Here is a 22,751-nt window from a genome sequence, read left to right as displayed (position 1 = left end):
CCGGAGCTCCGCGGCGATGCTGCAATTCCCAAGATGGAAGGTGGTGCTGATTCTTCTCGTCGTCATCGGCGGCGTAGCCTATGCACTCCCCAACGTTTTCCCGTCCAAGACCATGGCGGACGTGCCGGATTGGCTGCCCCACAAGCAGGTCAATCTCGGCCTCGATCTCCAGGGCGGCGCCCATCTTCTTTATGAGATCGACGAGAAGCAGCTCGTCGACGACTGGCTCAAGACCTTGCGCGGCGAGACCCGTTCCGCCCTGCGCGACGACCGCATCGGCTACACCAACCTCCAGGCCAACCCGAAGACCAAGAGCGTCTCGGTGCGCATTCGCGACAACTCCGATTTCGACAAGGCGGTCAGCGCCCTCAAGGAGCTGTCCGTTCCCATCGATACCTCCGGTTTCGGGATGAGCGGCGAGCGCAACATCTCCGTCCAGGGCGGCGAGAATCGCACCGTCACCCTGACCATCACCGATGCGGGCCTGACCCAGCGCATCAACGGCGCGATCGAATCCTCCATCGAGACGATCCGCCGCCGCATCGATGCGTTCGGCACCTCCGAGCCGAGCATTCAGCGCCAGGGCCGCGACCGCATTCTGGTCCAGTTTCCGGGCATCCAGGACGTGCAGCGTCTGAAGGGGCTGATCAACGAGACCGGCAAGCTCGACTTCCAGATGGTGGATCCGTCCGCCAATCCCCAGGAGGTCGAGGCGAGCAAGCGTCCGCCCGCCGGCTCCATCCTCACCTACTCGGCGGACGACGCGAAGATCCCGTACGTCTTGAAGGATGACGTGCTGGTCAGCGGCGAGAATCTCGTGGATGCCCAGCCGGGCTTCGACGGGCGGACCGGCGAACCCATCGTGTCTTTCCGCTTCGATTCTACCGGGGCCAAGCGGTTCGCGCGCGCCACCCAGGAGAATGTCGGTCTGCCCTTCGCCATCGTGCTTGACGGCAAGGTGATCTCCGCGCCGCGCATCCAGGAGCCCATCCTCGGCGGCAGCGGCCAGATCAGCGGCAATTTCACTGTCGAGGAGGCCAACGACCTCGCCATTCTGCTGCGGTCCGGCGCATTGCCTGCAAAGCTGACACCGATCGAGGAACGCACCGTCGGGGCGAGCCTCGGCGCAGACTCCATTGCCTCGGGCAAGCGCGCCGCCGTTATCGCGGTGATCGCCGTGGCGGTCTTCATGGTGCTGGCCTACGGCCTGTTCGGCCTGTTCGCAGATCTGGCGCTTCTGTTGAACGCCATCCTGATCTTTGCCGCGCTATCGCTCATCGGCGCGACCCTCACGCTGCCCGGCATCGCCGGCATCGTTCTGGTGATCGGTATCTCGGTCGATTCCAACGTGCTGATCTTCGAGCGCATACGCGAGGAGGTCAGAGCCGGGAAGTCGCCGCTTGCGGCCATCGATGCGGGCTATTCCCGCGCCATGGCCACGATTATCGACTCCAACGTCACCACCCTGATTTCCACCCTGGTCCTGTTCTGGCTCGGGTCCGGCCCGGTGCGCGGCTTTGCCGTGACCCTGTGCATCGGCATTCTCTGCTCGATGTTCACCGCCGTGACCTTCTCCAGGATGATCGTGGCTTTCTGGCTGCGCTGGACCCGGCCGCAAGTCGTGCCGATTTAGGAGACGCGCGATGTTCCGAGGCTTCAGTTTCGTCCCGCCGGACACGAAAGTCGATTTCGTCGGCATGCGGGGCATCAGCTTCTTTGTTTCAGCCCTGATGATGGTCCTGTCGTTGGTGGCCTTGCAGACCTATGGCCTCAACTACGGCATCGACTTCGAGGGCGGCACCCTGATCGAGATCAGCACCAAGTCCCAGGAGGCGGATCTCGCCGAGCTGCGGTCCAGCCTGAACGCCCTGGATATCGGCGAGGTGCAGATCCAGCGTTTCGGCGCGCCCAACGATGTGCTGATCCGTATCCAGGAGCAGGGCACCGAGAAGGCGCAGGCCGCGTCGGTCGAGAAGGTGAAGGGGGTGCTCGGCGACACGGTGGATTATCGCCGGGTCGAAACCGTCGGACCGACCGTTTCCTCCGAGCTCATCTATATGGGCACCATCGCGGTGGTTGTCGCCATGCTGGCGATCCTCGTCTATGTGTGGCTGCGTTTCGAATGGCAGTTCGCCGTGGCGGCTATCGCGGCGCTGACTCATGATGTGGTCGGCGCAATCGGGCTCTTCTGTATCCTCCAGCTTGAGTTCAATCTGGCGGCGCTCGCGGCAATCCTGACCATCATTGGTTATTCGCTCAACGATACGGTCGTTGTCTTCGACCGTATCCGCGAGAATTTGAGGAAATACCGCAAGTTGCCCATGGCCGATCTGATCGATCTCGCCATCAACGAGACCCTGTCGCGTACCCTGCTGACCCATTTCACCACTTTCCTGGCGGTGCTCGCGCTCTATCTGTGGGGTGGCAAGGTGATCGAGAACTTCAACATCGCCATGCTGTTCGGCATCATCGTCGGTGCGTACTCCTCGATCTTCGTCGCCGCGCCGCTCCTTCTGATTCTGGGCATGCGCCGGGACTGGGGAGCGTCGTCCACGACCAAGCGTCCGAAATCCGGTATGCCGGCCAGCGTCTAGGGCAGGGGGACCAGGTTCCCGATCGGAGGGATGGAGGCTTCAGCGAAGTCTTCATCCATGGCAGCCTTCCGGCCCATGGGATCCCTGGCCGGATAAGGAGCTTCAGCCTTGGAAGAGGCCGAAAGGCGCAAGACCGTTCGCGACGTGGCCCGGGCGCAAGATCCCGACCGCTATTTGGCGACACTCTTCGCGCCGGCGGCCGCCCGCGACGCTCTTTTCGCACTTTACGCATTCAACGCTGAGCTGGCCCGCATCGCCGACGAGGTCAGCGAGCCGACACTGGGCGAGATCCGCCTGCAATGGTGGCGGGACGCGATGCGGGTAGCCGTCTCGGGCGAGCGCACCGGAAACCCCGTTGCCGATGCGTTGGGTGCGGCCCTGAAGACCCACGACATTCCAGTTTCGCGTCTCGATCCGATGATCCATGCCCGCCGTTTCGACGTGCTGGAACGGATCATGCCGGACAGCGCGAGCCTGTTTAGATATCTCGACGATACGGCGGGCCAAGCCTTTCTTCTGGCGGCCGAATTCATGGGCTGCGACGCCGAGCGCGCCACGCCCGCGGCCATGGCGGCGGGACGTGCCTACGGGCTGACGGGGCTCATGCGGGCGGTCACGGCCCATGCCGCCCGAAACCGGCTCTATCTGCCCGTGCAGAATCTTCAGACCAGCGCCACCCAGCGCCTGCTGGCGGGAGAGGCCGACCCTGCGTTTCTCGGTCTGATGAGTGAAATGCGCCGCCAGGCCCGGGCCGAGTTTGAAACTGCGCAGCCATTGATCCGGTCGCTTCCGCGCGAAGCGCAGGCCGCCTTCAAGCCGCTCGCCCTAGTCGAGCCCTATCTCGATGCCCTGGAAGCGATCGAAGATCCCATGGTCAGCCTGGCCGATATCAATCCGCTGCGCAGACTGTGGCGGCTCACCACGTGGCGGCCTTAGCCAGCCGGTCTTCGTAGAGGCGGGCGCGCCTTGATTATTCCGCGGCGACCGCGGGGACGCCTTCCAGCCACTGCTCGAGATCGCGTAAGGCGCGGGCGGTCGTCGCGCGCCGCCTCGCCTGGGTCTTCGCCTTCTTGCCCTTCACTTTCTCGATCGGCTCGGTGTAGGGCGGCAACAGTCCGAAATTGATGTTCATGGGCTGGAAGCGGTTGTCGTCAGCCGTCAGATGTCCGCCAGTGATATGGGCCACCAGGGCACCGAGCGCCGTGGTCTGCGGGGGCGGGGTGCCCGAGCCGCCGAGCCGTTCGGCAGAGGCGAACCGGCCGGCGATCAGTCCGATGGCCGCCGATTCCACATACCCTTCCACGCCCGTGATCTGGCCGGCGAAACGCAAGCGCGTATCGGCCTTCAACCTGAGCTGTCCATCCAACAGCTTGGGACTGTTGAGGAACGTGTTCCGGTGCAGCCCGCCGAGCCGCGCGAACTCCGCCTGTTCAAGCCCAGGGATGAGCCGGAAGATCTCTGTTTGGGCGCCGTATTTCAGTTTGGTCTGGAAGCCGACCATGTTCCACAGCGTGCCCAGCGCGTTGTCTTGGCGGAGCTGGACCACCGCCCAGGGCTTCTCCTCCGGCTTATGGGCATTGGTAAGCCCGATCGGCTTCATCGGGCCATGCCGCAAGGTCTCGCGACCGCGCTCGGCCATCACCTCAATGGGCAGGCAGCCTTCGAAATAGGGCGTGTTGGCTTCCCACTCCTTGAACTGGGTCTTCTCGCCTTCGATCAGCCCATCGATGAAGCGCTCGTATTGCTCCTTGTCCATGGGGCAGTTGATGTAGTCGGCGCCCGAACCGCCGGGGCCCGGCTTGTCGTAGCGCGACTGCATCCAGCACACCCCCATATCGAGCTTTCGCGATGTACGATAGGGGCGATGGCGTCAAAGAAGGCGAGCTCGGCTTCGCCGGTCAATGCGCCGATTGCTTGGGCCAGCTTCTCCGCCGTCAGCGGCCCGGTCGCAACGATGACGCTGTCCCAGTCGGCCTGCGGCATGCCGTCGATCTCCTCGCGGACGATTTCGACGTTGGGATGGCTTTCGAGCCGTTCCGTGACTGCCGCGGCGAAGCGTTCGCGGTCGACGGCGAGTGCACCGCCTGCCGGAAGCTTGTGGGAATCCGCCGCCGCCATGATCAGGGATCCCGCCCGGCGCATCTCTTCGTGGAGCAGCCCGACCGCATTGGTCTCCGCATCGTCCGAACGGAACGAGTTCGAACAGACGAGTTCCGCGAACGAGCCCGTTTGATGGGCGTGCGTCCCCCGCACAGGCCGCATCTCGTGCAGCACGACGGGTACGCCTGCCTCCGCCGCCTGCCATGCGGCTTCGGAGCCGGCGAGCCCGCCGCCGATGACGTGAATTGGTTTCATGCTCTCCTGCTATCGAGAACGGCAGCAGCCTGCAAGCCGAAGGGCGGGGTTGGTCCGCCACGCGGGAGCCCCGATTACAGGCTAAGACGCCTCCGGCAATCGAAGGAGGCCTCTCATGGCATCGTTGACCCTCTACCACGCGTCTCCCTCCCGCTCGTCTATCGTGCGCTGGATGCTGGAGGAGATTGGCGAGCCCTATGACCTCGAGATCATGAACCTTGGGAGCGGCATTCAGCGCCAAGCCGAGTATCGCAAGATCAACCCCATGGGGAAGGTGCCGGCCTTGCGCCACGGCGACACGATCGTGACCGAGGGAGCCGCCATCTGCACCTATCTGGCCGACGAATATCCTCAGGCCGGATTGAACGTGCCGATCGGCGATCCGGCGCGCGGACCTTACCTGAAATGGCTCTTCTTCAGCGCCGGCTGCCTGGAGCCCGCCATGATGGACAAAGCCTATCCGCGCCAGGAGACGCCATTCAGCGGCATGCTGGGCTACGGCAGCTTCGACCTCGTCCTCGACGTGCTCCGTCAAGCCGTCAGTCGCGGCGATTTTCTCCTCGGCGAGAAATTCTCCGCCGCCGATATCGTCCTTGGCTCCAACATCCGCTGGGGCATGATCTTCGGCCTGCTGCCCCAGGTCGATGAGCTGGAAGCCTACGTGAAGCGCCTCGAGGCCCGGCCCGCCTTGCAACGGGCCCTCGCTCTCGATCAGGAACTCGCCCCGAAGCCGGAAGAGGCGTGACTCAGGGCGACTGGCCGTCGCCTAGTAACGCCCCTCGTCCGGAATTGTGAGCTGTTCGCCGCAGGCCTTGCAGTGGATCGCGTCGGCCTCATGGCGCTGAAGTCCGCAGGACGGGCAGGGGAACCGGACCTTGTGAGGCCGCAGTAGCGTCTGCAGCAGCCGAAGGAACAGCGTCACCCCGAAGATCATGATCACGACGGCGACCAGCCGTCCGATCGACCCTTCGAGAGTAATGTCGCCGAAACCCGTCGTGGTCAGCGCCGTAACGGTGAAATAGAGGGCGTCGACATAGTTGGCGATCTCCGGATTCCGCCAGTGCTGGGTCTCATAGACCACCGACGTCATGATGAAGAGGAAGACCGAGAGGTTCACCACCGCCACTACGGCTTCCTCGTTGCGGCGGAAGAAGACGCTCTCACGCCGCAGCCGCGAGATCATCTGATAGGTGTGCAGCAGCCGCAGCGTTCGCAGGATTCGCAGGAAGGCGAGGCCTTCGCCCGCGAGGGGTGCCAGGAAGGAGAAGATCGCCACGATATCCGCCCAGGTGGAGATGTGGGTGAACTCTCTCCAGGGGCGCTCATGGGCGTAGAGGCGCGCGACGAAATCGGCCAGCACGATCAGGCCGACCGTGATGTCGATATACTCGATCATCGCGCTTCGCTGCACGAACGAGGTCGCGATGATGAAGACCACCGTGATCGCATCGAAGATCAGCAGCCCGAACCGGAATCGGTGTGCGGCCTGGCTCTGGCCGAAATAGAGCTGTCTCAAGCGTTCGCGCAAAATTGCCTATCCTTCGGCCCGCCGGTCGCCAGCCTCTAGCTCATCTCTCCGCACTTGCCAACCCAAGCGCCCCAAGACCTGAGCCCGGGAAGGGTTGGCCGCAAGACTGCGGTGGTCCGCTCATCACGAACACGGCGTGGAACGCCCCGCCAAGCAGGCCGTTTGCTTCAGAATGGATCGCGAAGAAGAACCGACTGCGCTCTACATCGTTGCGTTTGACCCGGCGGCGGAGAACGATGGAACCCTCGGCGGCGCCGATGCGATGAAATTGCGGCCGGGCCTTTATCTGGTTCGGACCGCTGCCTCTCAATCGCGGCTCTATCATTCCGTGAAGCGCCAGGCGCGGCCTAATAGTCTCTTCGTGGGCCGTCTCGACGGCGATCCGAAATTCAAGGGTATGGCGGAAGGCGCGCTAAGGTGGCTTCGCCAAGAATAGCAGGGAGCAACTCGACATGGCGCTGATCATCACCGGTGGACAGACAGGCGTGGACCGCGCGGCGCTCGACGTCGCCCTTGAGGACGACATCGACTATGGCGGCTGGTGCCCCCATGGTGGTTGGGCGGAGGATATGACCGAACCGCCGGGCCTGCTGTCCGCCTATCCCAAGCTTCGCGAGACGCCCTCCGACGATCCGGCCCAGCGCACCGAATGGAACGTGCGCGACAGCGACGCGGTGCTGATCATCACAGATGGGGCGGGGACCGAGTCCTCGAAGGGGTCCAAGCGCGCCGAAGATTTTGCGGAGAAATACGGCAAGCCGCTCATGGTGATGAATGTCGAGGACGAGGACGACGTGGAGCGGGCCGAGATCTGGCTGACCGAGCTCCTCACTGCCCATACGGTCGATCAGGATTTCCAGCTTGGCATCGGCGGTCCCCGCGAGAGCGAGGCGCCCGGCATCTATGAGAAGGCGAAGAACGTGCTGCCGGGACTATTGGAAGCGCTTTAGACCCCGCCGCTTCCCCCGGTGCATGAGCGCCGCGCAATAAGCATCGGCCAAACCCCAGCGAATCGTTGTCAGCGTCCGCGCGCCCGCGTAGTTTGACGCCGCCGGTCCGGGGGAGGAGCCGGCGAGCCCTGAGATGGAGGAGGCGATGAAGCATTTTGGTTTTTGTATTGCCGCGGCGATGGCGCTTGGCCTGGCCGCATTGACGGCCCAGCCCCAGCCGGCATCGGCCATGAGCGGCTTTTATGATTCCGATCCGGATCCAAAGAACTGCGAGAACGAGGACGGCGCCCTCGACAACGCCGATTTCGTGATCGTGATGTCGCCCCGCGCCGGCGACCGCGTCCACACGGGTTTCGCCGTGAACGGCTGCTCCCGCACCTATGAGAGCAACGTCCAGTGGAAGCTGGTCGGCAAGGACGGTTCCGAGCTCGCCAGCGGCAACACCGCGGGCGGCGGTGTCGACGGGTCCGCGACCTTCGACTTCAATGTCGCCTATGAGGTCAAGGAGCGTCAGATCGGCCATCTCGAAGTGATGGGCGAGGACGCCTCTGACGGCGAGGGCAACCCTCCGGGCCGTACCGTGATCCCGCTGGTGCTTCAAACGCCGGAAGCCGAGTAAGACCGGCTTCGATCGATCAATCCGTCATTCCGGCCGGGCCGGATCCGGCTCTATTCTCGACGAATGTGCTGGATGCGGCTTAGCCGGCGTGCCGGGTGATCAGCGCGCCGCCTCGATCTTCGGATTTCCCGACACATCGAAGACCGTCAGCCGCTCCGCCAGCCCCTCGGGGACCGGCGGAGAGAGGTCGTTGTCGTCCAGCCGCAGGACCTGGAGCGGCGCGATCGCGGCGAGGCCTTCGGGGATCGTGCCCGTCAGACGGTTCCGGTTAAGCCGGAGATCGGTCAGGTTTGCGAGCCCTCCCACGTCTTTCGGGATCGGGCCGGTCAGCCTGTTATCGGCCAGCAGCAGGGATGTCAGGCTTTTCGCATCGGAGAGCGTTTCCGGCAGCTTTCCGCTGAATTTGTTGCTGTGCAGGAAGATCTCTTTCAGCGCCTGCTGCTGAAACAGCTGGTCCGGAAGCTTCCCGGTGAATTCGTTATCCTCACCCCGGAAGATCTCCATCTTCGGGGTCGCCCAATGCTCCGGGAGCTTGCCGGACATCCGGTTGGCATGGATGTCGAGATATTCCAGTTCCGGCAGCGTCGCGACGCCGTCGGGCAAGGGGCCAGTGATCCTGTTTCCCTTGAGCCAGAGATTCTTCAGTGCCCGGCATTTCTCAAGCCCCTCGGGTAGGCGGCCGGAGATTTTGTTGAAGGAGAGGTGCAGCGTATGCAGCCGCTCCAGCCCGCAGATCGCGGCCGGCAGCTTGCCTTCCAGATTGTTGTCGTAGATCGTGAGGCGAACGACGTAACCATCTGAATCCGTTTCGATCCCGTGCCAGCGGCCCACCGGCTCGTCGCTGGCCCAGAAATCCCGTTGGATCCAGTCAGGCCCGGCCAGACGGTCATAGAAGATGAGGAGCGCCTTGCGTTCCCGCTCGCGGATCGCGGCGTCCGCCGGCTCGGGCACGGTGTTGACGATCGTTCCGTCAGCATCGGCGGCATGAACGGGTAATGGGGCAGATGCCGCCATCCACGCTCCCAGAACCATGAAAATTCGCGCAGAAATGGATCGAAACCGCCGCATCTGCGTTGCTCCCCGATAGGTTGCGCCTGGTGCGTTCCGCACTGGGCCCGGCGCCAACGTCTTGTAAAGAGCTTATGGCGTAATATCTATCGGTTGAAGGCTTCGAATCACCCGCAAGATTGCGGAACCAGGAGAGACCACGTGCTGCGCTTTTTGATCCTACTGTTGCCGTTGGCCCTGGCGGGCTGCGTCACTGAAGAGCGTCAGCCTCTGCCCATGTCGCTCGGGCCGACCGACGGTGCCGCCTCATGCCTGGAAGTTGGGGATTCCCCGAGCTTTTCCGATTGCAAAGGCCCGGCCACCGTCACGATTCCGGCCGAGTAGCCTTCTTCTTTCTCACCATGTGAAGCGTGTCGCGGTCCGCCGCGAGTTCGGCGTGACCGGTCGTGGCTTGCCCGCAGCCACAGCCATGTTGCGTTAGTCCGCGTTGCCCATCAGCTCGGCGCGCTGTGCCCGCAGCGCATCCAGCTTTTCCTGCTGATCGGCGATGCGCTCTGCGTTCCGCTCCTCGTCCGCGGCGCCAGAATAGGCGGCGGCCTGCTCCTGCAGCTCGCGAAGATTGTCCTCCACGATCTGAATGCGGCGTTCGACTTCTTCCAGGGAGAGGGGCTCGGTCATGGGACGATCTTTCAAGCAAAGAAATTGAATATCAGCGCGGAAGATAGCCGTTTCGACGCAGCTTGCTCAAGCGAATGAGCGGCCGCTTCCCACAATTCGGTAGACCTGAAGTGCAGGCTTGGCCAAACTCAGCCGATGGGGGAGCTGCAACATCGCGTGCGCAACGCGATCGTCGACCGCGAGCGGATCTGGTTGCTTGAGCCGGACGCGCTCGGCTGGCGCGACGACAAGGGCCGGCAGGGCCGAATGCCCTATGCCGACATAGCGAGCCTGCAGCTCATCGATTACGCCTCCTTCGACGGCCGCATCTATCAATGCGCGGTGCAGCGGCGGTCAGGCAGCGGCGTGAAGATCCGCTCCCACAGCTATGTCAGCCTCGGCAGGTTCGAAGACCGCCTCGCCACCTACGCGCCGTTCATCCGGGAGCTCGCCGGAAGGGTTGCGGACGCGAACCCGGAAGCCGAGTTCATCGCCGGCAGCACCGGCCTCTGGATCGTCTGGACCGTCGTCGGTCTCTTGGCCATCGTCATGCTCGGCTTCTTCTTCGCCTCGTTCGGGGCCGGAGGCCCGAGCGTCAACGGCACCATCATGGTGGTCGTCATCCTGCTCGTGGGCGGGCCGATCATCTGGCGCCAGTTGAAATACGGCAAGGCGAAGAGCTTCGATCCCAGGGCCGTCCCGCCCGAGCTGATCGGGGACGCCTAGCGCTCGCCTGCGCTCAATCCTTCAAGGCGTTCGTATCCGGCACCACCACGGCGAACAAATCGGCCAGCGCCGACAGGCTCGCATCCTGCACCTCTCCCGCCGGCACCGTCTTGCCGGCCCAGCCCTCCGGCAGGTCCCGCGTGGCCGTCGCCCCGGCGACCACCGTCGTGGCATAGCCCCGATTGAAGGACGCCCGCGCGGTCGAGTTCACGCACATATGGGTCATGAAGCCGGCATAGACGACGTTCTCCGCCTGAAGCCGCTTCAGCTCTTCGTCGAGATTGGTGCCCTCGAAGGAGCTGGGCAGGTTCTTCACGATCACGGTCTCGCCGTCGATCGGCGCGACGGAATCCGCGATCTGGCCGATCGGCGCGTTCACGTCGTAGGGCGTGTCCGGCCCCGCATCGTGCATGATGTGGATGACCGGGCGCCCGGCGGCGCGAAACCGCTTCAGAAGGGCTGCGGCTTCCGCAAGCGCCGGCTCCACGCCGTCCAGCTGCATCACCCCTTCGCGATAGGTCTGCTGGCAATCGATCAGCACCAGCACGCTTTCCGAGATCGGAGCAGGGCTGTCGGGCAGCGCCAAAAGGTTGCGCAAAGTCGGTCCGGCCATCGTTTATCCTCCCTACGGATTCGCTTTCAGCACGCTTGTCGTTGGCGTCACCATAGCAGACTGAGCACCGCGGAGTTCGACCGCGTAGGGCCGGAACGCGCGGAAGCCGTTTTTGCCTGTAACCCAGGACGCACGCCTCGCACAGTGCTGACAACTCAGTAAAAATCGACACAGGTTGTCGGAATTTTCCTTCGCAACCAAATCTCCCGACGCGGCGTTCTGAAATCCGAGGAGCGAAGAGGAGGAGATCTGAAATGTTGAAGGCAGTCATATTCGGCGCGCTCGGCTTGTTGGGCCTCGCCATCATCGCCACCAGCAGCGCGCAGGCCGCCGTGGTCTGCAACGGAGCCGGCGATTGCTGGCGCGTCAAGAAGCAGCATACCTATCCCGACGCGGCCCGCGTCCATATCTACGGCGACGATTGGGCCTGGGACGAGGCTGAGGCCGATCGCTACCGCTGGCGCGACCCGGGCGAAGGCCGTGGCTATTACGACGGCAGCGGGGTCTGGATCACCTTCTAGGCGATACCCTGCTAGGACGCTGACGACGCCTGCAAGAGACGCGCTCGGACCTCGCGGTCCGGGCGCTTTTTGTTGTGATCCCCACTGCTTTCAGCGCATGCAACCATCTCGGGCAGCGACGGGCCCGCTACCCGCAAATTGCAAATCGGATCGATCTGGCTAAGCTCGAAGGAACTTGGTCACGACTTCAGGGGGAGGTCGGCAATGTATGTACCGACCGATTATTGCATAGTCGGGTTTCCGAAATGCGCGACGACGGCACTCGCCAGACTGTTCGAGGCCCATCCAGACTGCCACCTCGCAAAGCTGAATGGCCGTTATGAATCGCCCTATTTTCGATTGGGCGACCTCGATCCCTCATCCGACTACAAGCGGGGCAAGATCAATGGCCACAAATATGCGGCCTACGCCAATTCCCTCGAGCAGATGGACCGGATCTACACCTCCAACCCCGATGCGCTCTTCGTCTTCTGTGTCCGCAGCAGCCGCTCGGTGCTCTTCTCGTGGTGGAAAATGCACCGCCGCGTTGCCCATCGGAATCTTCCGCATCATCCCATCAACCAGGATGAAGAACGGCGCCATTTTCACCTCAACTGCACGCCGGAGGAATATTTCGCGAGGTTCGCATCGTTGTGGATGCGTTATGGCGAGAAGATTGAGCGCTTCCGGGATCGGTTCCCCGATGGACGGTTCTCCGTTGTCTCGCAAGAAAGGTTGGCCAGAGACCCCAGCGGTGTCATGCGTAACCTCCTTGGCACCCTCGGCGTAGAGGCGACAAGCCAATATCTCGAATCCTTGCCTGCAGGACACGAAGCCAAGGGCGACAAGATCCGCAAGGAAATCAGCCTCAGCGCAGATGTCTCCCGCAAACTTAAGCAGCTCGACGAAGAGCTTGACGCTGTCCTCGAAACACTGCCGCAGCAGCAGAACCTGACGACCCATGCGCAGCCTCCGCAACGTCTGAAACCGCTTTCTTTGTTGAGGGGGCTGATTGGCCGCCGTAGCCGTTCTGATGCGCAAGGAGAGCGCATCTCGTCGGAATCATAACCGCGCTTTCGGGCGGCCGAACGGCTCTCACGGCTGCAATCACGGACGGAAACCTGCCGCAAGCCGAGGGAGCAAGACGCTCGGACTTCGCGGTCCGGGTGCTTTTTCGTATTCCTTTGGTAACAAAACCGGCGCAGCGTGTTGAGTTGCAGGCTAAAATGCCTCGCGCACGCATTGCTTGAGCGTGCGCGCTTTGCACCTGTCTCGCCGACTTCACTCAGCTCACCATGGGGACTGCCATGATTTCCCGGACTGCCGCTGCAAATCGTAAGATCGCGACCCGTCTCTCCGCTTTCGCCCTCGCTGCCGGGATGGGCGCGCTGCTGGCCGTGCCATCGGCCCATGCCAGCCGCTTCGACGGCAGCTGGGACATGCTGCTTCAGACCACCAATGGCCATTGCGGGAAGATCAAGATCGACGTCGCGGTGACCGGCGGCGAGATCTCAGCAACCGGCGGCCGGTTCGTCTTCCACAAGATCGCGCTCGGCGGCCATGTCGGCCCCGCCGGACATGTGAACATCAAGGGCATAGCCGGCCCGCGCACCGCCTGGGGAACGGGCCGCTTCGGCCGCGAGCACGCACAAGGCAAGTGGCACGGCGTCGGCCCGTCCGGCAAATGCAATGGCGTGTGGGCCGCCGAACGGGTTTAGCGCACGACGCCATATGATGCTTGATGCCCGGGGGACTTTCCCCGAGCATCAACCGTTCACCTAAGACTGCGAAGCGCTGCCGCCTGCCGTGGCGCCGCCATCGATGCGGAGCTCCGTGGTGAGCCGCGCATGCACGGCCGCGAGCAACAACTCGTGGGCCTTGTCGATGATCTCGTCCAGGGACGGCGTCTTGGCGAAGAGCTGCCGCGCCGTTTCGACCAGCTCGTCGCGGGTCGGCACATGGGGTAGGTGCATGGTCGCCAGGATATCCGCCGTGCGGTGATGGGCTTGCAGGAGCGAAACCTCCGAGCTGCGCAGCGTCGAGGCGACCGCAAGGGCGATGCGCTCGGCGTTGAACTGCCCGGCGAGCTGCTCCGCCGCCTTCCGCACCACCTTCGAGCCGAGCCGCTGCTCGTTGCGCAGCACATGGGCCGGCGGCGTCTTCACGTCCCAGATCAGCCGGACGCGCTCCAGCCCTTTCAGGATGTAATAGGTCGGATCGATCTCCCAGGCGCGGAACCCCTGGCGTGCGCTGCTCTGATAGGCGTGGTGGTTGTTGTGCCACCCTTCGCCCATGGTGAAGATCGCCAGGATCCAGTTGTTGCGGGAATCGTCCCCCGTCACGTAGCGGGTGCTGCCCGAGACATGGGCGAGCGAGTTGATGCAGAACGTCGCGTGATAGACCAGCACGGTGCTCCAGACGAAGCCGACGATGAGCCCCGACCAGCCGGCGATGGCGAAGCACAAAGCCGCCAGCACCATGGCCGGAACCAGCTCCAGCTTGTGCAGCCATACGAGCTCCGGATAGCGGGTCAGGTCGCCGACCAGCTCCAGCTCCGGCTCGTCATGCTTGGCCGCGAAGATCCAGCCCACATGGCTGTAGAAGAAGCCCGTATGGCGCGGCGAATGCACGTCGTGCTCGGTGTCCGAATGAAGATGGTGATGCCGATGCTTCGACGCCCACCACAGCACGCTCTTCTGCGCGGTGCTCTGGGCCAGGAAGGCGAGCACGAACTGGAAGACGCGGCTGGTCGAATAGGCGCGGTGCGAGAAATAGCGGTGATACCCGGCGCCGATCGCGAAGATCCGCAGCCAGTAGAGCGAAATGCATAGGACTACCGCTTCCCACGTCACACCGGTCCAGATCGCCGCAAAGCAGGCGAGATGGAGCAGGACAAAGGGAATGGCGGACGGATAGACGACGTCGTCGTGAGGAGATTCGTGTTCGGTTTCCATGGGGCCAAGTCTGTCACATCGGCGCGCCGCTGGTAAGAACCGGTAGACCGGCGCAGGCCCGATAAACATGCATGCTGAAAGGCTCGAGAATGGTCGGACTCGAGAACGGGGCGGCGAACCGCCGGCACAGCATAGATAGGCGGGCAGGGCGGAGCAACAAGGGCGGCCATGCCGCGAGAAGCGAGATGTCAGGCGCAGCCTTTGCGGCAGAACGAGCCGCCGGCCCCGGCGCCGAAAGGTCTCGCCCCGCCCTTACGGGGCCAGGCTGAAGCTGATCACCTCGGCCGCCATGCCTTCGCCCACCCGCAGCGTGATCGTCTCCGGCGGGGCCGGGAAGATCAGCGCCAGGCTGCAGGTGAACTGGCCATGGGGCGGAATGGGCCCATCGCAATGCGTCCGGTGATAGTCGTAGTCGCCGTATTCCCCGCTTTCCGCCTGCGCCTCGACGAAGAGCAGGAAGGCGATGCTCTTTTCCTCGTCCGACAGATTTTCCATGCGCAGCACCACATCGGCCTTCGGCCCGTCGATCGCGAAGGAGTCGAGGGTGACGCGGATACGGTCGAACTGCTTGACGTCGCCGACCTTCGAGTTCACGGGCACGGGCGCGGCGACCTGCGCCGATGCCGCGGGCGGGAACGAGAGCGTCGAAGCGACGAGCGCGAAGACGGACAGCGCCGTCACGCTCAGCGCCAACGGAACGGCGGTCAGCCCCGCCGAAAGGAATCGCGTCATGCCGGTTCACCAAATGGCGGTTGGAGAAGCTTGGAACCGCGTCCGGAGAACCCGGGGCGGACCCCCGCATTTCGATCATTTCCCAGGGTCCGCGCAAGCGAAAATTCGCGCATGAAGTGTGGTCGTTCCGTCGCACCCGGCCATGACGAGGCATTCGGATCGGCTCCGAACCTCTCGGTCATACCGGCGAAAGCCGGTATCCAACTCAGGGTTCGGAGCTTGTCGCTGGATTCCGGCTTGCGCCGGAATGACGCCCTTACGGATCTGCAAGCCTTCAGTCTCCAGTGGCATAACCCTTATCCCCCAAAGCCCGGCGCCAGAGGCGGTAGGCACGAAGGTCTGCGGGCGTTTTCACCAGATCCTCGATTTCCGAGAAGCCGGGCCGCGCCCGCCGCTCCGCCTCAATGGCCTTCAGCCACGTCACGATGCGCCCGGAGCAAGCCTGCACGTCGCCTCGGCAGGCGCGCGCACGCCGGCAGCGAAGCGAGCCGCACAGACACCAGAGGCACAGCCGGTCCGCGCCGAAGCGCAAGGCCCGGTCCAAGTCCCGCTCCAAGTCCCGGTCCGTGTCCCGGGCGCGGTCGGACACCCGTTTCGATGGCGTCTCTCGCCGGGGCTTTCGCGTCACGTTTCTCCTTTCATGAGGAAGTGGGGGGTAGGGGTAAGGCAAGCAGTCCGAGCAGAATGCTGCGTCATCCCGGCGAAAGCCGGGATCCAGCGATCGCTCTCAGCCGCGCGCGATCAAGCAGGCACGCGCAAACCCTCTCGCCGGGCCGGACCCGCGAGGTTTAAGGGGAATGGCGCGCCGGGAAGCGCAAACCTTTTGGCATCCGCGTATCCGAAGAGCCGCGGCGGGCGCCTCGCGGCGCGCCACAGCGAACGTCTTATCGGCGGCAGGCCCAGCTTCGATCCCGGACGGTGTCCGGTCTCTACACGCCAGCACGTAAACCTGTGCGTCTGGCAGGGGCTCGTAATGGCCCCGGGGGGAACCCCGCCGCCGCCCAAGTCAGTTCTTGTCATGAGAGCGCGCGCCTCGCGTCAAGGCACGCCCGCAGGCGCCGCACCCCGTCCCGCATCACGAACGCCTTCGCGACAACGCCCCTTAATAGGACGAGGTGAGGGGAGGATACGGCAGGTTTTTGGGGTGGGGGATAAGGTTGGGGTGAGGCGGGATGAATGGCTCCGCTAAGCTAATTTTTTAATATCACCACGCTTGAATTCAGTCACGCCGTCTCGGGACAACAGTAACAATCGATCAACGCGGCCAACCTGGGACATCGCCAAACAGCTGTTGAACGCCGAACCCCGGTTGGTGAGGCCCTCTGCCCCCGTTGCTGGAGGGAATAATCTGTAGGACCAGCCAGTTAGGATGTAGTCTTCAGCTTTAGAAGAACGGCCAAACATAAGAGCGCCGTCATGCAGTGCCGCATTGGCGGCCATTGCCTTCAGAAGATAGCAGGTGAAATTTGAATCCAGCGGGTGGCCGGCATCTGGAACTGGCGAGCGCGGCATCGCATGGCAATATGAAGGTGGTTCCTTACCCCTGTAGAAACAAGCTATCAAAGACTCCTCAATGACTTGCGATTTATGCAAATCTAGAAAGAACTGATCTACAGTGGGCACCAAGTCACCCCCATGCTCAATCTTTTACCGGTCAAAATCATTGTAACAGTTCTTCTGATATTGGCAGGACTTTGGGTTGTGCTTGCAACTTATGCCGGCATGGTCGGGAGCAAAGGCCTGCTGGCAGACACACTTTTGATCGTACGAGTCGCGTCCTCCGCAGCGCTAATTATCACAGCGATCGCATTTGCCGCTTGGAGATGGCTGCCTTTCGTTCAACGAGCAATTTTTCCCTACTTGGGAGGACGGTGGAACGGCACTCTCTACTACGATGGGCAGCGGGGAAAAGGTCGAACGCAGGTAACACTTCGAATTCGGCACACTCTCCTAAAAATTGAACTCATCCTAGATAGTAAAGAATCCACATCTCGGACGTTGGCTGTTCAAGCGCGACGCGACGCGGGATTGAATCAAGACCACCTCTATTACGTGTATTCGAACGAACGGAAAGAGGGCGTCCTTAACGCCGGAAGTCGATATCGGGGTCTTGCGATTATGCTCGTAGAGGCTGGAGCCTCCCCAAAGTTACAGGGGAGTTACTTCGCCGAAAATAGTAACAATGGGACGCTTCGACTAAAGCGCCAAGAACCAAATCCTTGGTGGTGTATATGGCAATAAAAATACTTTATTTAAACCCTAATTTTCCCAGAATTGTCTAGCTGCACCAAAAAATGCGGTAAAGTTCGCAATTGGCCATGATGTCGGGGAGCCGTCTCTTACAAGCCAGTGCAATTCGTTCGCACAGGTCAACTTGGTTCTATCAGCCTGCACTAGCCAATTGAAGCAATTCACCAACATATCAGTGTATGTACCGGAAAATATCTCATTAGGGACATTGTAGAGCATTCCCTCGAGAAAATATGATGGAGCAATGCCTTTCGCCAGAAAACCCGTTTCAATCATCTCGTTGCGCAAATTCTTGTATACACGAACAATGCGTTTGAAATTTTGGTTAGTGGCTTGGTGCTTGGCCGTGCAGTTCTCAATGTGCTGCTTAGGGAAGTTCACAATCCGTCGACCGTTCGCATAAAAGGCGAGGCCTTCGTGAAAACTGTAGTTACCGAGCGTGGTGGAGTAGTAGTGGCGAAATTGCTGCGCTATAAGCACGTCAACATCTCTCCGGCTATTGTTGCCTAAGATGGAAACCGCCTTGTTACCTAGGCGCACTCCACTAAAGAGCTGGTTGACCCATTTTTCCGCGTCGGCCTTGAAGTCGAAGTAGCCGTAACTTGCGTTCGACGAGAAGCGCACGTTGAAGGCCTGTTTCTCTTGTTGTGGTAAGCCGCTTATATCGAAATAAAAGGCTCCGTTATGTTTGAGCACGATATCGACGTCGCTATCCGCCCATACATTAGTGCTATTCGCATACGAGCCTTGCAAAAACACCTCGCAATCAGTCACAGGATATATCGCTGATTTATCCATTAAGTGGGTGCGAAAGGACTTGTAAGTATCAGTAAACTGTCCGGTCTTACCTTGCTTTGACCACCTCTCCAATCGTGCCTCGGCGATTGCCATGGCAGCTCTCCTAGCCCAAAAAATTCTTCAGTTCGGATTCAACTTCACGTGCGGAGTCTCTGCCTCGTTGCCAGAGAAGATCTAACTTAGATAGGTCGGCTTCGAAAATATCTGTCGCCAATTCTGGCTGTGTATAGCGGTTATTGATGCGGATGGTTGGCACTTCTAGAAAAAGCACCCTACGGAGTTGATCCATCGACTGCGTATTTATCTCTAGTGACTTTTGTAGGAGTCGGACCGACGGGAGGTAGCCAATCCAACGCATTACGCTGAGCCAACTCTTCCTTGGTGCCGGATATTCACCGACCCCGATACTCACGACGCGTACTTCGTGACGCGCTGCACCCAGCGACTCAGTGGCATCGGAGATGGCGTATAGAGCGGGGTTATTCGCGCAGTAGCCCCCGTCGGCGAGTTCTATTCTTTCTCCTCGACTAGTCGTCACCACCTTTCTGGTAAAGAAGGGATAAGCTGAACATGAAGCGACAACGGCATCGCCGATGGTGCATCCAAAACCGGGTACGAATGTCCCCGCTCCAGCGTATGCTTGCTTGGAACTCGTCTTGAAGATCATTGGGCGCTCGAAGTCCCAGCGCGTGCAGACAATGCCCACGTCAGTCTTGAAGGAATCAAACCTCCGGTCGCCATAGATCCGTTCCGAAAGTTCTTGGAGTGCAGCAGACTTTCGAAAAGGCAGCCATCTTCCCATGACCTCGACGACGTGTTCACGGTAGTAACAAAGCACTTCATCGACCGAATAGCCTAACGCCACCATACTCGCGATGATTGCGCCCGTTGACGTGCCAAATACCAAATCGAACTTCTCATACAATCCTGTGTCCGCTAGGGCTTCGATCTCTTTCAACGCCCCAAGAGTGTAGAAGCCCTTGGCTCCGCCGCCATCGAGGCTGAGTACGCGGCAAAGTGTGTTGGAAGACGGATCAGACATATCCGCTTATTTCCAGGTGCCGGCTCGATCTCCCTCGAAGCCGATCACCCGAGCAGGTCCTGAGGGAACGGCCCCGGAATCGTCGTTAGATTCCATAGCGTCCAAGACCTCAATTTTCGCGTAGACTTCCAAGCCCAAGCTCTTGTGGCAAACTTCAACAGCATCGCTCGCGGAAGCCGCAGCCACCAGCGCTACGCGCGGCTCGCTCTCCAAAGCGTCATTCGGGCGCCAACAGCCCAACCTGTACAGGTTCATTGTCCCTCCCACTGTCTGGGTCCGTAGGCTGTAGTTCAATCGGCTCAAACCGATTCTACCGTTCAATTTATCCGAGCAAAATTCATAGTATCAAACACCGCGTGTAAATCCATCCCGATGAAAGGATCACTCCGCCGCCTCAGCCGCACCCGCCTTCGCCGCGGCACTCCCGGTCTTCTTCCGCCGGCCGAGCAGCTCCTTCAGATACTGCCCCGTATAGCTCTCCGGGACCTTGGCGACTTGCTCCGGCGTGCCTTCGGCCACGATGCGGCCGCCGCCGTCGCCGCCTTCCGGGCCGAGGTCTAGGATCCAGTCGGCGGTCTTGATCACCTCCAGATTATGCTCGATGACGACGACGGTGTTCCCCTGGTTCACCAGCTCGTGCAGCACCTCCAGGAGCTTCGCCACGTCGTGGAAATGCAGGCCCGTGGTCGGCTCGTCGAGGATATAGAGGGTGCGGCCCGTGGCGCGCTTGGAGAGCTCGCGCGAGAGCTTGATGCGCTGGGCCTCGCCGCCAGAAAGCGTCGTCGCCTGCTGGCCCACATGGATATAGCCGAGGCCGACCCGCTTCAGGGTCTCCAGCTTGTCCCTTATCACCGGCACCGCCTTGAAGAAGTCGGCGGCTTCCTCCACCGTCATGTCGAGCACGTCGGCGATGGACTTGCCCTTGAACTTGATGTCCAGCGTCTCGCGGTTATAGCGCTTGCCCTTGCAGACATCGCAGGTGACGAAGACGTCAGGCAAGAAGTGCATCTCGATCTTGATCAGCCCGTCGCCCTGGCAGGCCTCGCAGCGCCCGCCCTTCACGTTGAAGGAGAAGCGCCCGGGCTTGTAGCCGCGCGCCTTGGCTTCGGGCAGCTCGGAGAACCATTCGCGGATCGGCGTGAAGGCGCCGGTGTAGGTCGCCGGGTTGGAGCGCGGCGTGCGGCCGATCGGGCTCTGGTCGATATCGATGACCTTGTCGAGATGCTCCAGCCCTTCGATCTTGTCATGGGCGCCGGGGATCTCGCGCGCGCCGGTGAGCTTGCGGGCCACGGCGCGGTAGAGGGTCTCGATCAGGAAGGTGGACTTGCCGCCGCCCGAGACGCCGGTGACGCAGGTGAAGAGGCCGAGGGGAATGTCGGCGGAAACGTTCTTGAGGTTGTTCTCCCGCGCACCCTTGACCGAGACCTTCTTCCGGCCGGGCTCCCGCCGCTTCTTCGGCAGGGGGATCTGCTTCATGCCGGTGAGGTACTGACCGGTGAGGCTGTTCGGGTCGGCCATGATCTCGGCCGGCGTGCCTTCCGAGACCACCTGGCCGCCATGGATGCCAGCGCCGGGGCCCATATCCACCACATAGTCGGCCTCGAGGATCGCGTCCTCGTCATGCTCCACCACGATCACCGAGTTGCCGAGATCGCGTAAGGCCTTCAGGGTCTCCAGGAGGCGCGCGTTGTCCCGCTGATGCAGGCCGATGGACGGCTCGTCCAGCACGTAGAGAACGCCGGTGAGGCCGGAGCCGATCTGGGAGGCGAGGCGAATGCGCTGGCTTTCGCCGCCCGATAATGTGCCCGAGCCGCGCGACAGGGTGAGATAGTCGAGGCCGACATCGTTCAGGAAGCGCAGCCGCTCGCGGATCTCCTTCAGGATGCGGCTGGCGATCTCCTTCTTCTGAGGCGTCAGGGTGTCGCCCACCTGGTCGAACCATTTGTTCGCCTGGCGGATCGACATGTCCGAGACCTCGCCGATATGCATGCCGGCGATCTTGACCGCGAGCGCCTGAGGCTTGAGCCGGTAGCCGTTGCAGACCTGGCAGGGCTGGCTCGACTGGTAGCGGGAGAGCTCGTCGCGCACCCAGTTGCTCTCCGTCTCGCGCCAGCGCCGGTCGATATTGGTGATGACGCCCTCGAACGGCTTGCTGGTCGAATAGCGCCGCACCCCGTCGTCATAGGTGAAGGTGATCTCCTCGTCGCCGGAGCCGAACAGCAGCACGGCGCGGAACTCCTCCGGCAGATCCTTCCAGGGCGTCGTCATGCGCTGCTTGTAGTGCTTGGCGATGGCCTCCAGCGTCTGCTGGTAATAGGGGGAGGAGGCGCCGGTGCGCGCCCAGGCGGTGATGGCGCCGCGGTCGAGGCTCAGGCTTTCGTCGGGCACGACGAGGTCCGCCTCGAAGGTGAGTTCCGTGCCGAGCCCGTCGCAGGCCGGGCAGGCGCCGAACGGGTTGTTGAAGGAGAACAGCCGCGGCTCGATCTCTTCGATGGTGAAGCCGGAGACTGGGCAGGCGAAGCGGGAGGAGAAGATCAGCCGCTCGGGCTCGCCTTTCTCGTCCTTGCGGTCGGCGAACTCGCCCACGGCGATCCCGTCCGACAAGGCCAGCGCCGTCTCGAAGGAGTCCGCCAGCCGGGTCGCCATGTCGTCGCGCACCACGATGCGATCCACCACCACGTCGATGTCGTGCTTGAACTTCTTGTCCAGGGCAGGGGCATCGGCGATCTCGTGGAATTCGCCGTCGATCTTCACCCGCTGGAAGCCCTTCTTCAGGAGCTCCGCCAGCTCCTTCTTGTACTCGCCCTTGCGGCCGCGCACGATCGGTGCCAGCAGATAGAGCCGCGTGCCTTCCTCGAGCTCCAGCACCTTGTCCACCATCTGGCTGACGGTCTGGCTCTCGATGGGCAGCCCCGTGGCCGGCGAATAGGGCACGCCCACCCGCGCGAACAGCAGCCGCATATAGTCGTAGATCTCGGTGACCGTGCCGACCGTGGAGCGCGGGTTCTTCGAGGTGGTCTTCTGCTCGATGGAGATCGCCGGCGACAGCCCCTCGATGGAGTCCACATCCGGCTTCTGCATCATGTCCAGGAACTGGCGCGCATAAGCCGAGAGAGACTCCACGTAGCGCCGCTGTCCTTCGGCATAGATCGTATCGAAGGCGAGGGACGACTTGCCGGAGCCGGACAGGCCGGTCATCACCACGAGGCCTTCCCGCGGCAGCTCCAGGGTCACGTTTTTCAGGTTGTGTTCCCGCGCGCGCGCACGGAAAGGGTCTTGGATGTCATGAGCACCAATGTCGGGGGGCCACAAGGCTTTCACAAGGGATAAGCGCGTCTATCCAAAGGAACAAGAGGGGTGCGATGGCTTGATGGACGGCTGCTCCTTACTCGGCGTCATCACCGGGCTTGTCCCGGTGATCCATG

24 protein-coding genes and 1 pseudogene are annotated in these 22,751 nt (G+C 62.1%); 13 read left to right on the top strand and 12 right to left on the bottom strand.

The genetic code is table 11. The features are described from left to right. The first annotated feature begins 43 nt into the window (after positions 1-43). The 3 genes from secD to A7A08_RS02740 all read left to right on the top strand — a co-directional run bounded on the left by secD (position 44) and on the right by A7A08_RS02740 (position 3,530). The gene (gene secD, locus A7A08_RS16435) at positions 44-1,633 is read left to right on the top strand and encodes a protein translocase subunit SecD (RefSeq protein WP_245290785.1); all 1,590 of its coding nucleotides are present in this window, start codon (positions 44-46) and stop codon (positions 1,631-1,633) included. 10 nt (positions 1,634-1,643) lie between these two features. Beyond that, positions 1,644-2,594 carry a protein translocase subunit SecF gene (gene secF, locus A7A08_RS16430; protein ID WP_069093981.1) on the top strand — a complete coding sequence of 317 codons (951 nt, stop codon included), beginning with the start codon at positions 1,644-1,646 and terminating at the stop codon, positions 2,592-2,594. Positions 2,595-2,702: 108 nt separating this feature from the next. Next, positions 2,703-3,530 (top strand): phytoene/squalene synthase family protein, encoded by an 828-nt coding sequence (locus tag A7A08_RS02740; RefSeq protein ID WP_069093980.1) that lies wholly within the window; start codon positions 2,703-2,705, stop codon positions 3,528-3,530. A gap of 34 nt (positions 3,531-3,564) precedes the next feature. On the opposite strand, the pseudogene trmFO reads toward A7A08_RS02740, so the two are convergent. Next, a pseudogene (trmFO, locus tag A7A08_RS02735) lies at positions 3,565-4,949 on the bottom strand (methylenetetrahydrofolate--tRNA-(uracil(54)-C(5))-methyltransferase (FADH(2)-oxidizing) TrmFO). Between the two features lie 115 nt (positions 4,950-5,064). Between trmFO and A7A08_RS02730 the strand changes: the two are divergent. Further along, positions 5,065-5,694, top strand: coding sequence for a glutathione S-transferase family protein (locus tag A7A08_RS02730; protein WP_069093979.1), 630 nt, complete (start codon positions 5,065-5,067; stop codon positions 5,692-5,694). Between the two features lie 21 nt (positions 5,695-5,715). Here the strand turns inward: A7A08_RS02730 and A7A08_RS02725 are convergent, their stop codons facing one another. Beyond that, complete coding sequence (locus A7A08_RS02725; RefSeq protein ID WP_245290784.1) at positions 5,716-6,477, bottom strand: potassium channel family protein; 762 nt, start codon at positions 6,475-6,477, stop codon at positions 5,716-5,718. Positions 6,478-6,649: 172 nt separating this feature from the next. On the opposite strand from A7A08_RS02725, the gene A7A08_RS02720 reads away from it, so the two are divergent. From A7A08_RS02720 to A7A08_RS02710, 3 genes are all read left to right on the top strand, one after another. Then, positions 6,650-6,913 carry a hypothetical protein gene (locus A7A08_RS02720; RefSeq protein WP_069093977.1) on the top strand — a complete coding sequence of 88 codons (264 nt, stop codon included), beginning with the start codon at positions 6,650-6,652 and terminating at the stop codon, positions 6,911-6,913. 16 nt (positions 6,914-6,929) lie between these two features. Continuing rightward, positions 6,930-7,427: a putative molybdenum carrier protein gene (locus tag A7A08_RS02715; RefSeq protein WP_069093976.1), complete on the top strand. Its 498-nt coding sequence runs from the start codon at positions 6,930-6,932 to the stop codon at positions 7,425-7,427. A gap of 229 nt (positions 7,428-7,656) precedes the next feature. Next, positions 7,657-8,046: a Gmad2 immunoglobulin-like domain-containing protein gene (locus A7A08_RS02710; protein ID WP_169822902.1), complete on the top strand. Its 390-nt coding sequence runs from the start codon at positions 7,657-7,659 to the stop codon at positions 8,044-8,046. Between the two features lie 99 nt (positions 8,047-8,145). Here A7A08_RS02710 and A7A08_RS02705 read toward each other — a convergent pair whose 3' ends face one another. After that, complete coding sequence (locus A7A08_RS02705) at positions 8,146-9,060, bottom strand: leucine-rich repeat domain-containing protein (protein WP_169822901.1); 915 nt, start codon at positions 9,058-9,060, stop codon at positions 8,146-8,148. A gap of 195 nt (positions 9,061-9,255) precedes the next feature. Here A7A08_RS02705 and A7A08_RS02700 point away from each other — a divergent pair, with 195 nt between their 5' ends. Then, positions 9,256-9,438, top strand: coding sequence for a hypothetical protein (locus tag A7A08_RS02700; RefSeq protein WP_069093973.1), 183 nt, complete (start codon positions 9,256-9,258; stop codon positions 9,436-9,438). Positions 9,439-9,531: 93 nt separating this feature from the next. On the opposite strand, the gene A7A08_RS02695 is transcribed toward A7A08_RS02700, so the two are convergent. Further along, positions 9,532-9,732, bottom strand: a complete 201-nt coding sequence (locus A7A08_RS02695; protein WP_069093972.1) for a hypothetical protein — start codon at positions 9,730-9,732, stop codon at positions 9,532-9,534. A gap of 156 nt (positions 9,733-9,888) precedes the next feature. On the opposite strand from A7A08_RS02695, the gene A7A08_RS02690 reads away from it, so the two are divergent. Next, positions 9,889-10,437, top strand: coding sequence for a hypothetical protein (locus tag A7A08_RS02690; protein ID WP_141693810.1), 549 nt, complete (start codon positions 9,889-9,891; stop codon positions 10,435-10,437). A gap of 13 nt (positions 10,438-10,450) precedes the next feature. Here A7A08_RS02690 and A7A08_RS02685 read toward each other — a convergent pair whose 3' ends face one another. Beyond that, positions 10,451-11,050 (bottom strand): cysteine hydrolase family protein, encoded by a 600-nt coding sequence (locus tag A7A08_RS02685; protein WP_069093970.1) that lies wholly within the window; start codon positions 11,048-11,050, stop codon positions 10,451-10,453. 254 nt (positions 11,051-11,304) lie between these two features. Here A7A08_RS02685 and A7A08_RS02680 point away from each other — a divergent pair, with 254 nt between their 5' ends. The 3 genes from A7A08_RS02680 (at position 11,305) to A7A08_RS02670 (ending at position 13,268) form a co-directional block, all read left to right on the top strand. After that, the gene (locus A7A08_RS02680; RefSeq protein ID WP_069093969.1) at positions 11,305-11,571 is read left to right on the top strand and encodes a hypothetical protein; all 267 of its coding nucleotides are present in this window, start codon (positions 11,305-11,307) and stop codon (positions 11,569-11,571) included. A 204-nt stretch (positions 11,572-11,775) separates the two neighbouring features. Next, positions 11,776-12,618 (top strand): sulfotransferase family protein, encoded by an 843-nt coding sequence (locus tag A7A08_RS02675; protein WP_069093968.1) that lies wholly within the window; start codon positions 11,776-11,778, stop codon positions 12,616-12,618. 239 nt (positions 12,619-12,857) lie between these two features. After that, complete coding sequence (locus tag A7A08_RS02670; protein ID WP_069093967.1) at positions 12,858-13,268, top strand: hypothetical protein; 411 nt, start codon at positions 12,858-12,860, stop codon at positions 13,266-13,268. 60 nt (positions 13,269-13,328) lie between these two features. On the opposite strand, the gene A7A08_RS02665 is transcribed toward A7A08_RS02670, so the two are convergent. From A7A08_RS02665 to A7A08_RS15825, 4 genes are all read right to left on the bottom strand, one after another. After that, positions 13,329-14,504, bottom strand: coding sequence for an acyl-CoA desaturase (locus A7A08_RS02665; protein WP_069093966.1), 1,176 nt, complete (start codon positions 14,502-14,504; stop codon positions 13,329-13,331). Between the two features lie 252 nt (positions 14,505-14,756). Beyond that, positions 14,757-15,236, bottom strand: a complete 480-nt coding sequence (locus A7A08_RS02660; RefSeq protein ID WP_069093965.1) for a hypothetical protein — start codon at positions 15,234-15,236, stop codon at positions 14,757-14,759. 274 nt (positions 15,237-15,510) lie between these two features. Next, on the bottom strand, positions 15,511-15,864 hold the full coding sequence (locus A7A08_RS02655) for a hypothetical protein (protein ID WP_141693809.1): 354 nt from the start codon (positions 15,862-15,864) through the stop codon (positions 15,511-15,513). A 557-nt stretch (positions 15,865-16,421) separates the two neighbouring features. Continuing rightward, positions 16,422-16,859, bottom strand: coding sequence for a hypothetical protein (locus tag A7A08_RS15825; protein WP_141693808.1), 438 nt, complete (start codon positions 16,857-16,859; stop codon positions 16,422-16,424). A gap of 12 nt (positions 16,860-16,871) precedes the next feature. Here A7A08_RS15825 and A7A08_RS17520 point away from each other — a divergent pair, with 12 nt between their 5' ends. Beyond that, positions 16,872-17,477 (top strand): Cap15 family cyclic dinucleotide receptor domain-containing protein, encoded by a 606-nt coding sequence (locus tag A7A08_RS17520; protein ID WP_169822900.1) that lies wholly within the window; start codon positions 16,872-16,874, stop codon positions 17,475-17,477. Between the two features lie 18 nt (positions 17,478-17,495). Here the strand turns inward: A7A08_RS17520 and A7A08_RS02650 are convergent, their stop codons facing one another. The 3 genes from A7A08_RS02650 to uvrA form a co-directional block, all read right to left on the bottom strand. Beyond that, a complete protein-coding gene (locus tag A7A08_RS02650) occupies positions 17,496-18,377 on the bottom strand; it encodes an anti-phage nucleotidyltransferase (RefSeq protein ID WP_069093963.1) in 882 nt (293 codons plus the stop codon). 10 nt (positions 18,378-18,387) lie between these two features. Next, positions 18,388-19,326, bottom strand: coding sequence for an anti-phage phospholipase (locus tag A7A08_RS02645; RefSeq protein ID WP_069093962.1), 939 nt, complete (start codon positions 19,324-19,326; stop codon positions 18,388-18,390). A 381-nt stretch (positions 19,327-19,707) separates the two neighbouring features. Continuing rightward, positions 19,708-22,524, bottom strand: a complete 2,817-nt coding sequence (uvrA, locus tag A7A08_RS02635) for an excinuclease ABC subunit UvrA (protein ID WP_245290806.1) — start codon at positions 22,522-22,524, stop codon at positions 19,708-19,710. Between the last annotated feature and the right edge of the window lie 227 nt (positions 22,525-22,751).

Origin of the sequence: Methyloligella halotolerans (assembly GCF_001708935.1) — a bacterium.
Classification (GTDB): domain Bacteria; phylum Pseudomonadota; class Alphaproteobacteria; order Rhizobiales; family Methyloligellaceae; genus Methyloligella; species Methyloligella halotolerans.
Note: the sequence above shows the minus strand (reverse complement) of the source record. Positions and strands in the feature narration are given on the sequence as shown.

Coding starts and splice junctions, on each gene's coding strand:
- secF (WP_069093981.1), top strand. CDS start 1,644: ATGTTCCGAGGCTTCAGTTTCGTCCCGCCGGACACGAAAGTCGATTTC.
- A7A08_RS02730 (WP_069093979.1), top strand. CDS start 5,065: ATGGCATCGTTGACCCTCTACCACGCGTCTCCCTCCCGCTCGTCTATC.
- A7A08_RS02720 (WP_069093977.1), top strand. CDS start 6,650: ATGGATCGCGAAGAAGAACCGACTGCGCTCTACATCGTTGCGTTTGAC.
- A7A08_RS02715 (WP_069093976.1), top strand. CDS start 6,930: ATGGCGCTGATCATCACCGGTGGACAGACAGGCGTGGACCGCGCGGCG.
- A7A08_RS02710 (WP_169822902.1), top strand. CDS start 7,657: ATGAGCGGCTTTTATGATTCCGATCCGGATCCAAAGAACTGCGAGAAC.
- A7A08_RS02705 (WP_169822901.1), bottom strand. CDS start 9,060: ATGGCGGCATCTGCCCCATTACCCGTTCATGCCGCCGATGCTGACGGA.
- A7A08_RS02695 (WP_069093972.1), bottom strand. CDS start 9,732: ATGACCGAGCCCCTCTCCCTGGAAGAAGTCGAACGCCGCATTCAGATC.
- A7A08_RS02685 (WP_069093970.1), bottom strand. CDS start 11,050: ATGGCCGGACCGACTTTGCGCAACCTTTTGGCGCTGCCCGACAGCCCT.
- A7A08_RS02680 (WP_069093969.1), top strand. CDS start 11,305: ATGTTGAAGGCAGTCATATTCGGCGCGCTCGGCTTGTTGGGCCTCGCC.
- A7A08_RS02675 (WP_069093968.1), top strand. CDS start 11,776: ATGTATGTACCGACCGATTATTGCATAGTCGGGTTTCCGAAATGCGCG.
- A7A08_RS02670 (WP_069093967.1), top strand. CDS start 12,858: ATGATTTCCCGGACTGCCGCTGCAAATCGTAAGATCGCGACCCGTCTC.
- A7A08_RS02665 (WP_069093966.1), bottom strand. CDS start 14,504: ATGGAAACCGAACACGAATCTCCTCACGACGACGTCGTCTATCCGTCC.
- A7A08_RS02660 (WP_069093965.1), bottom strand. CDS start 15,236: ATGACGCGATTCCTTTCGGCGGGGCTGACCGCCGTTCCGTTGGCGCTG.
- A7A08_RS17520 (WP_169822900.1), top strand. CDS start 16,872: ATGCTCAATCTTTTACCGGTCAAAATCATTGTAACAGTTCTTCTGATA.
- A7A08_RS02650 (WP_069093963.1), bottom strand. CDS start 18,377: ATGGCAATCGCCGAGGCACGATTGGAGAGGTGGTCAAAGCAAGGTAAG.
- A7A08_RS02645 (WP_069093962.1), bottom strand. CDS start 19,326: ATGTCTGATCCGTCTTCCAACACACTTTGCCGCGTACTCAGCCTCGAT.
- uvrA (WP_245290806.1), bottom strand. CDS start 22,524: ATGACCGGCCTGTCCGGCTCCGGCAAGTCGTCCCTCGCCTTCGATACG.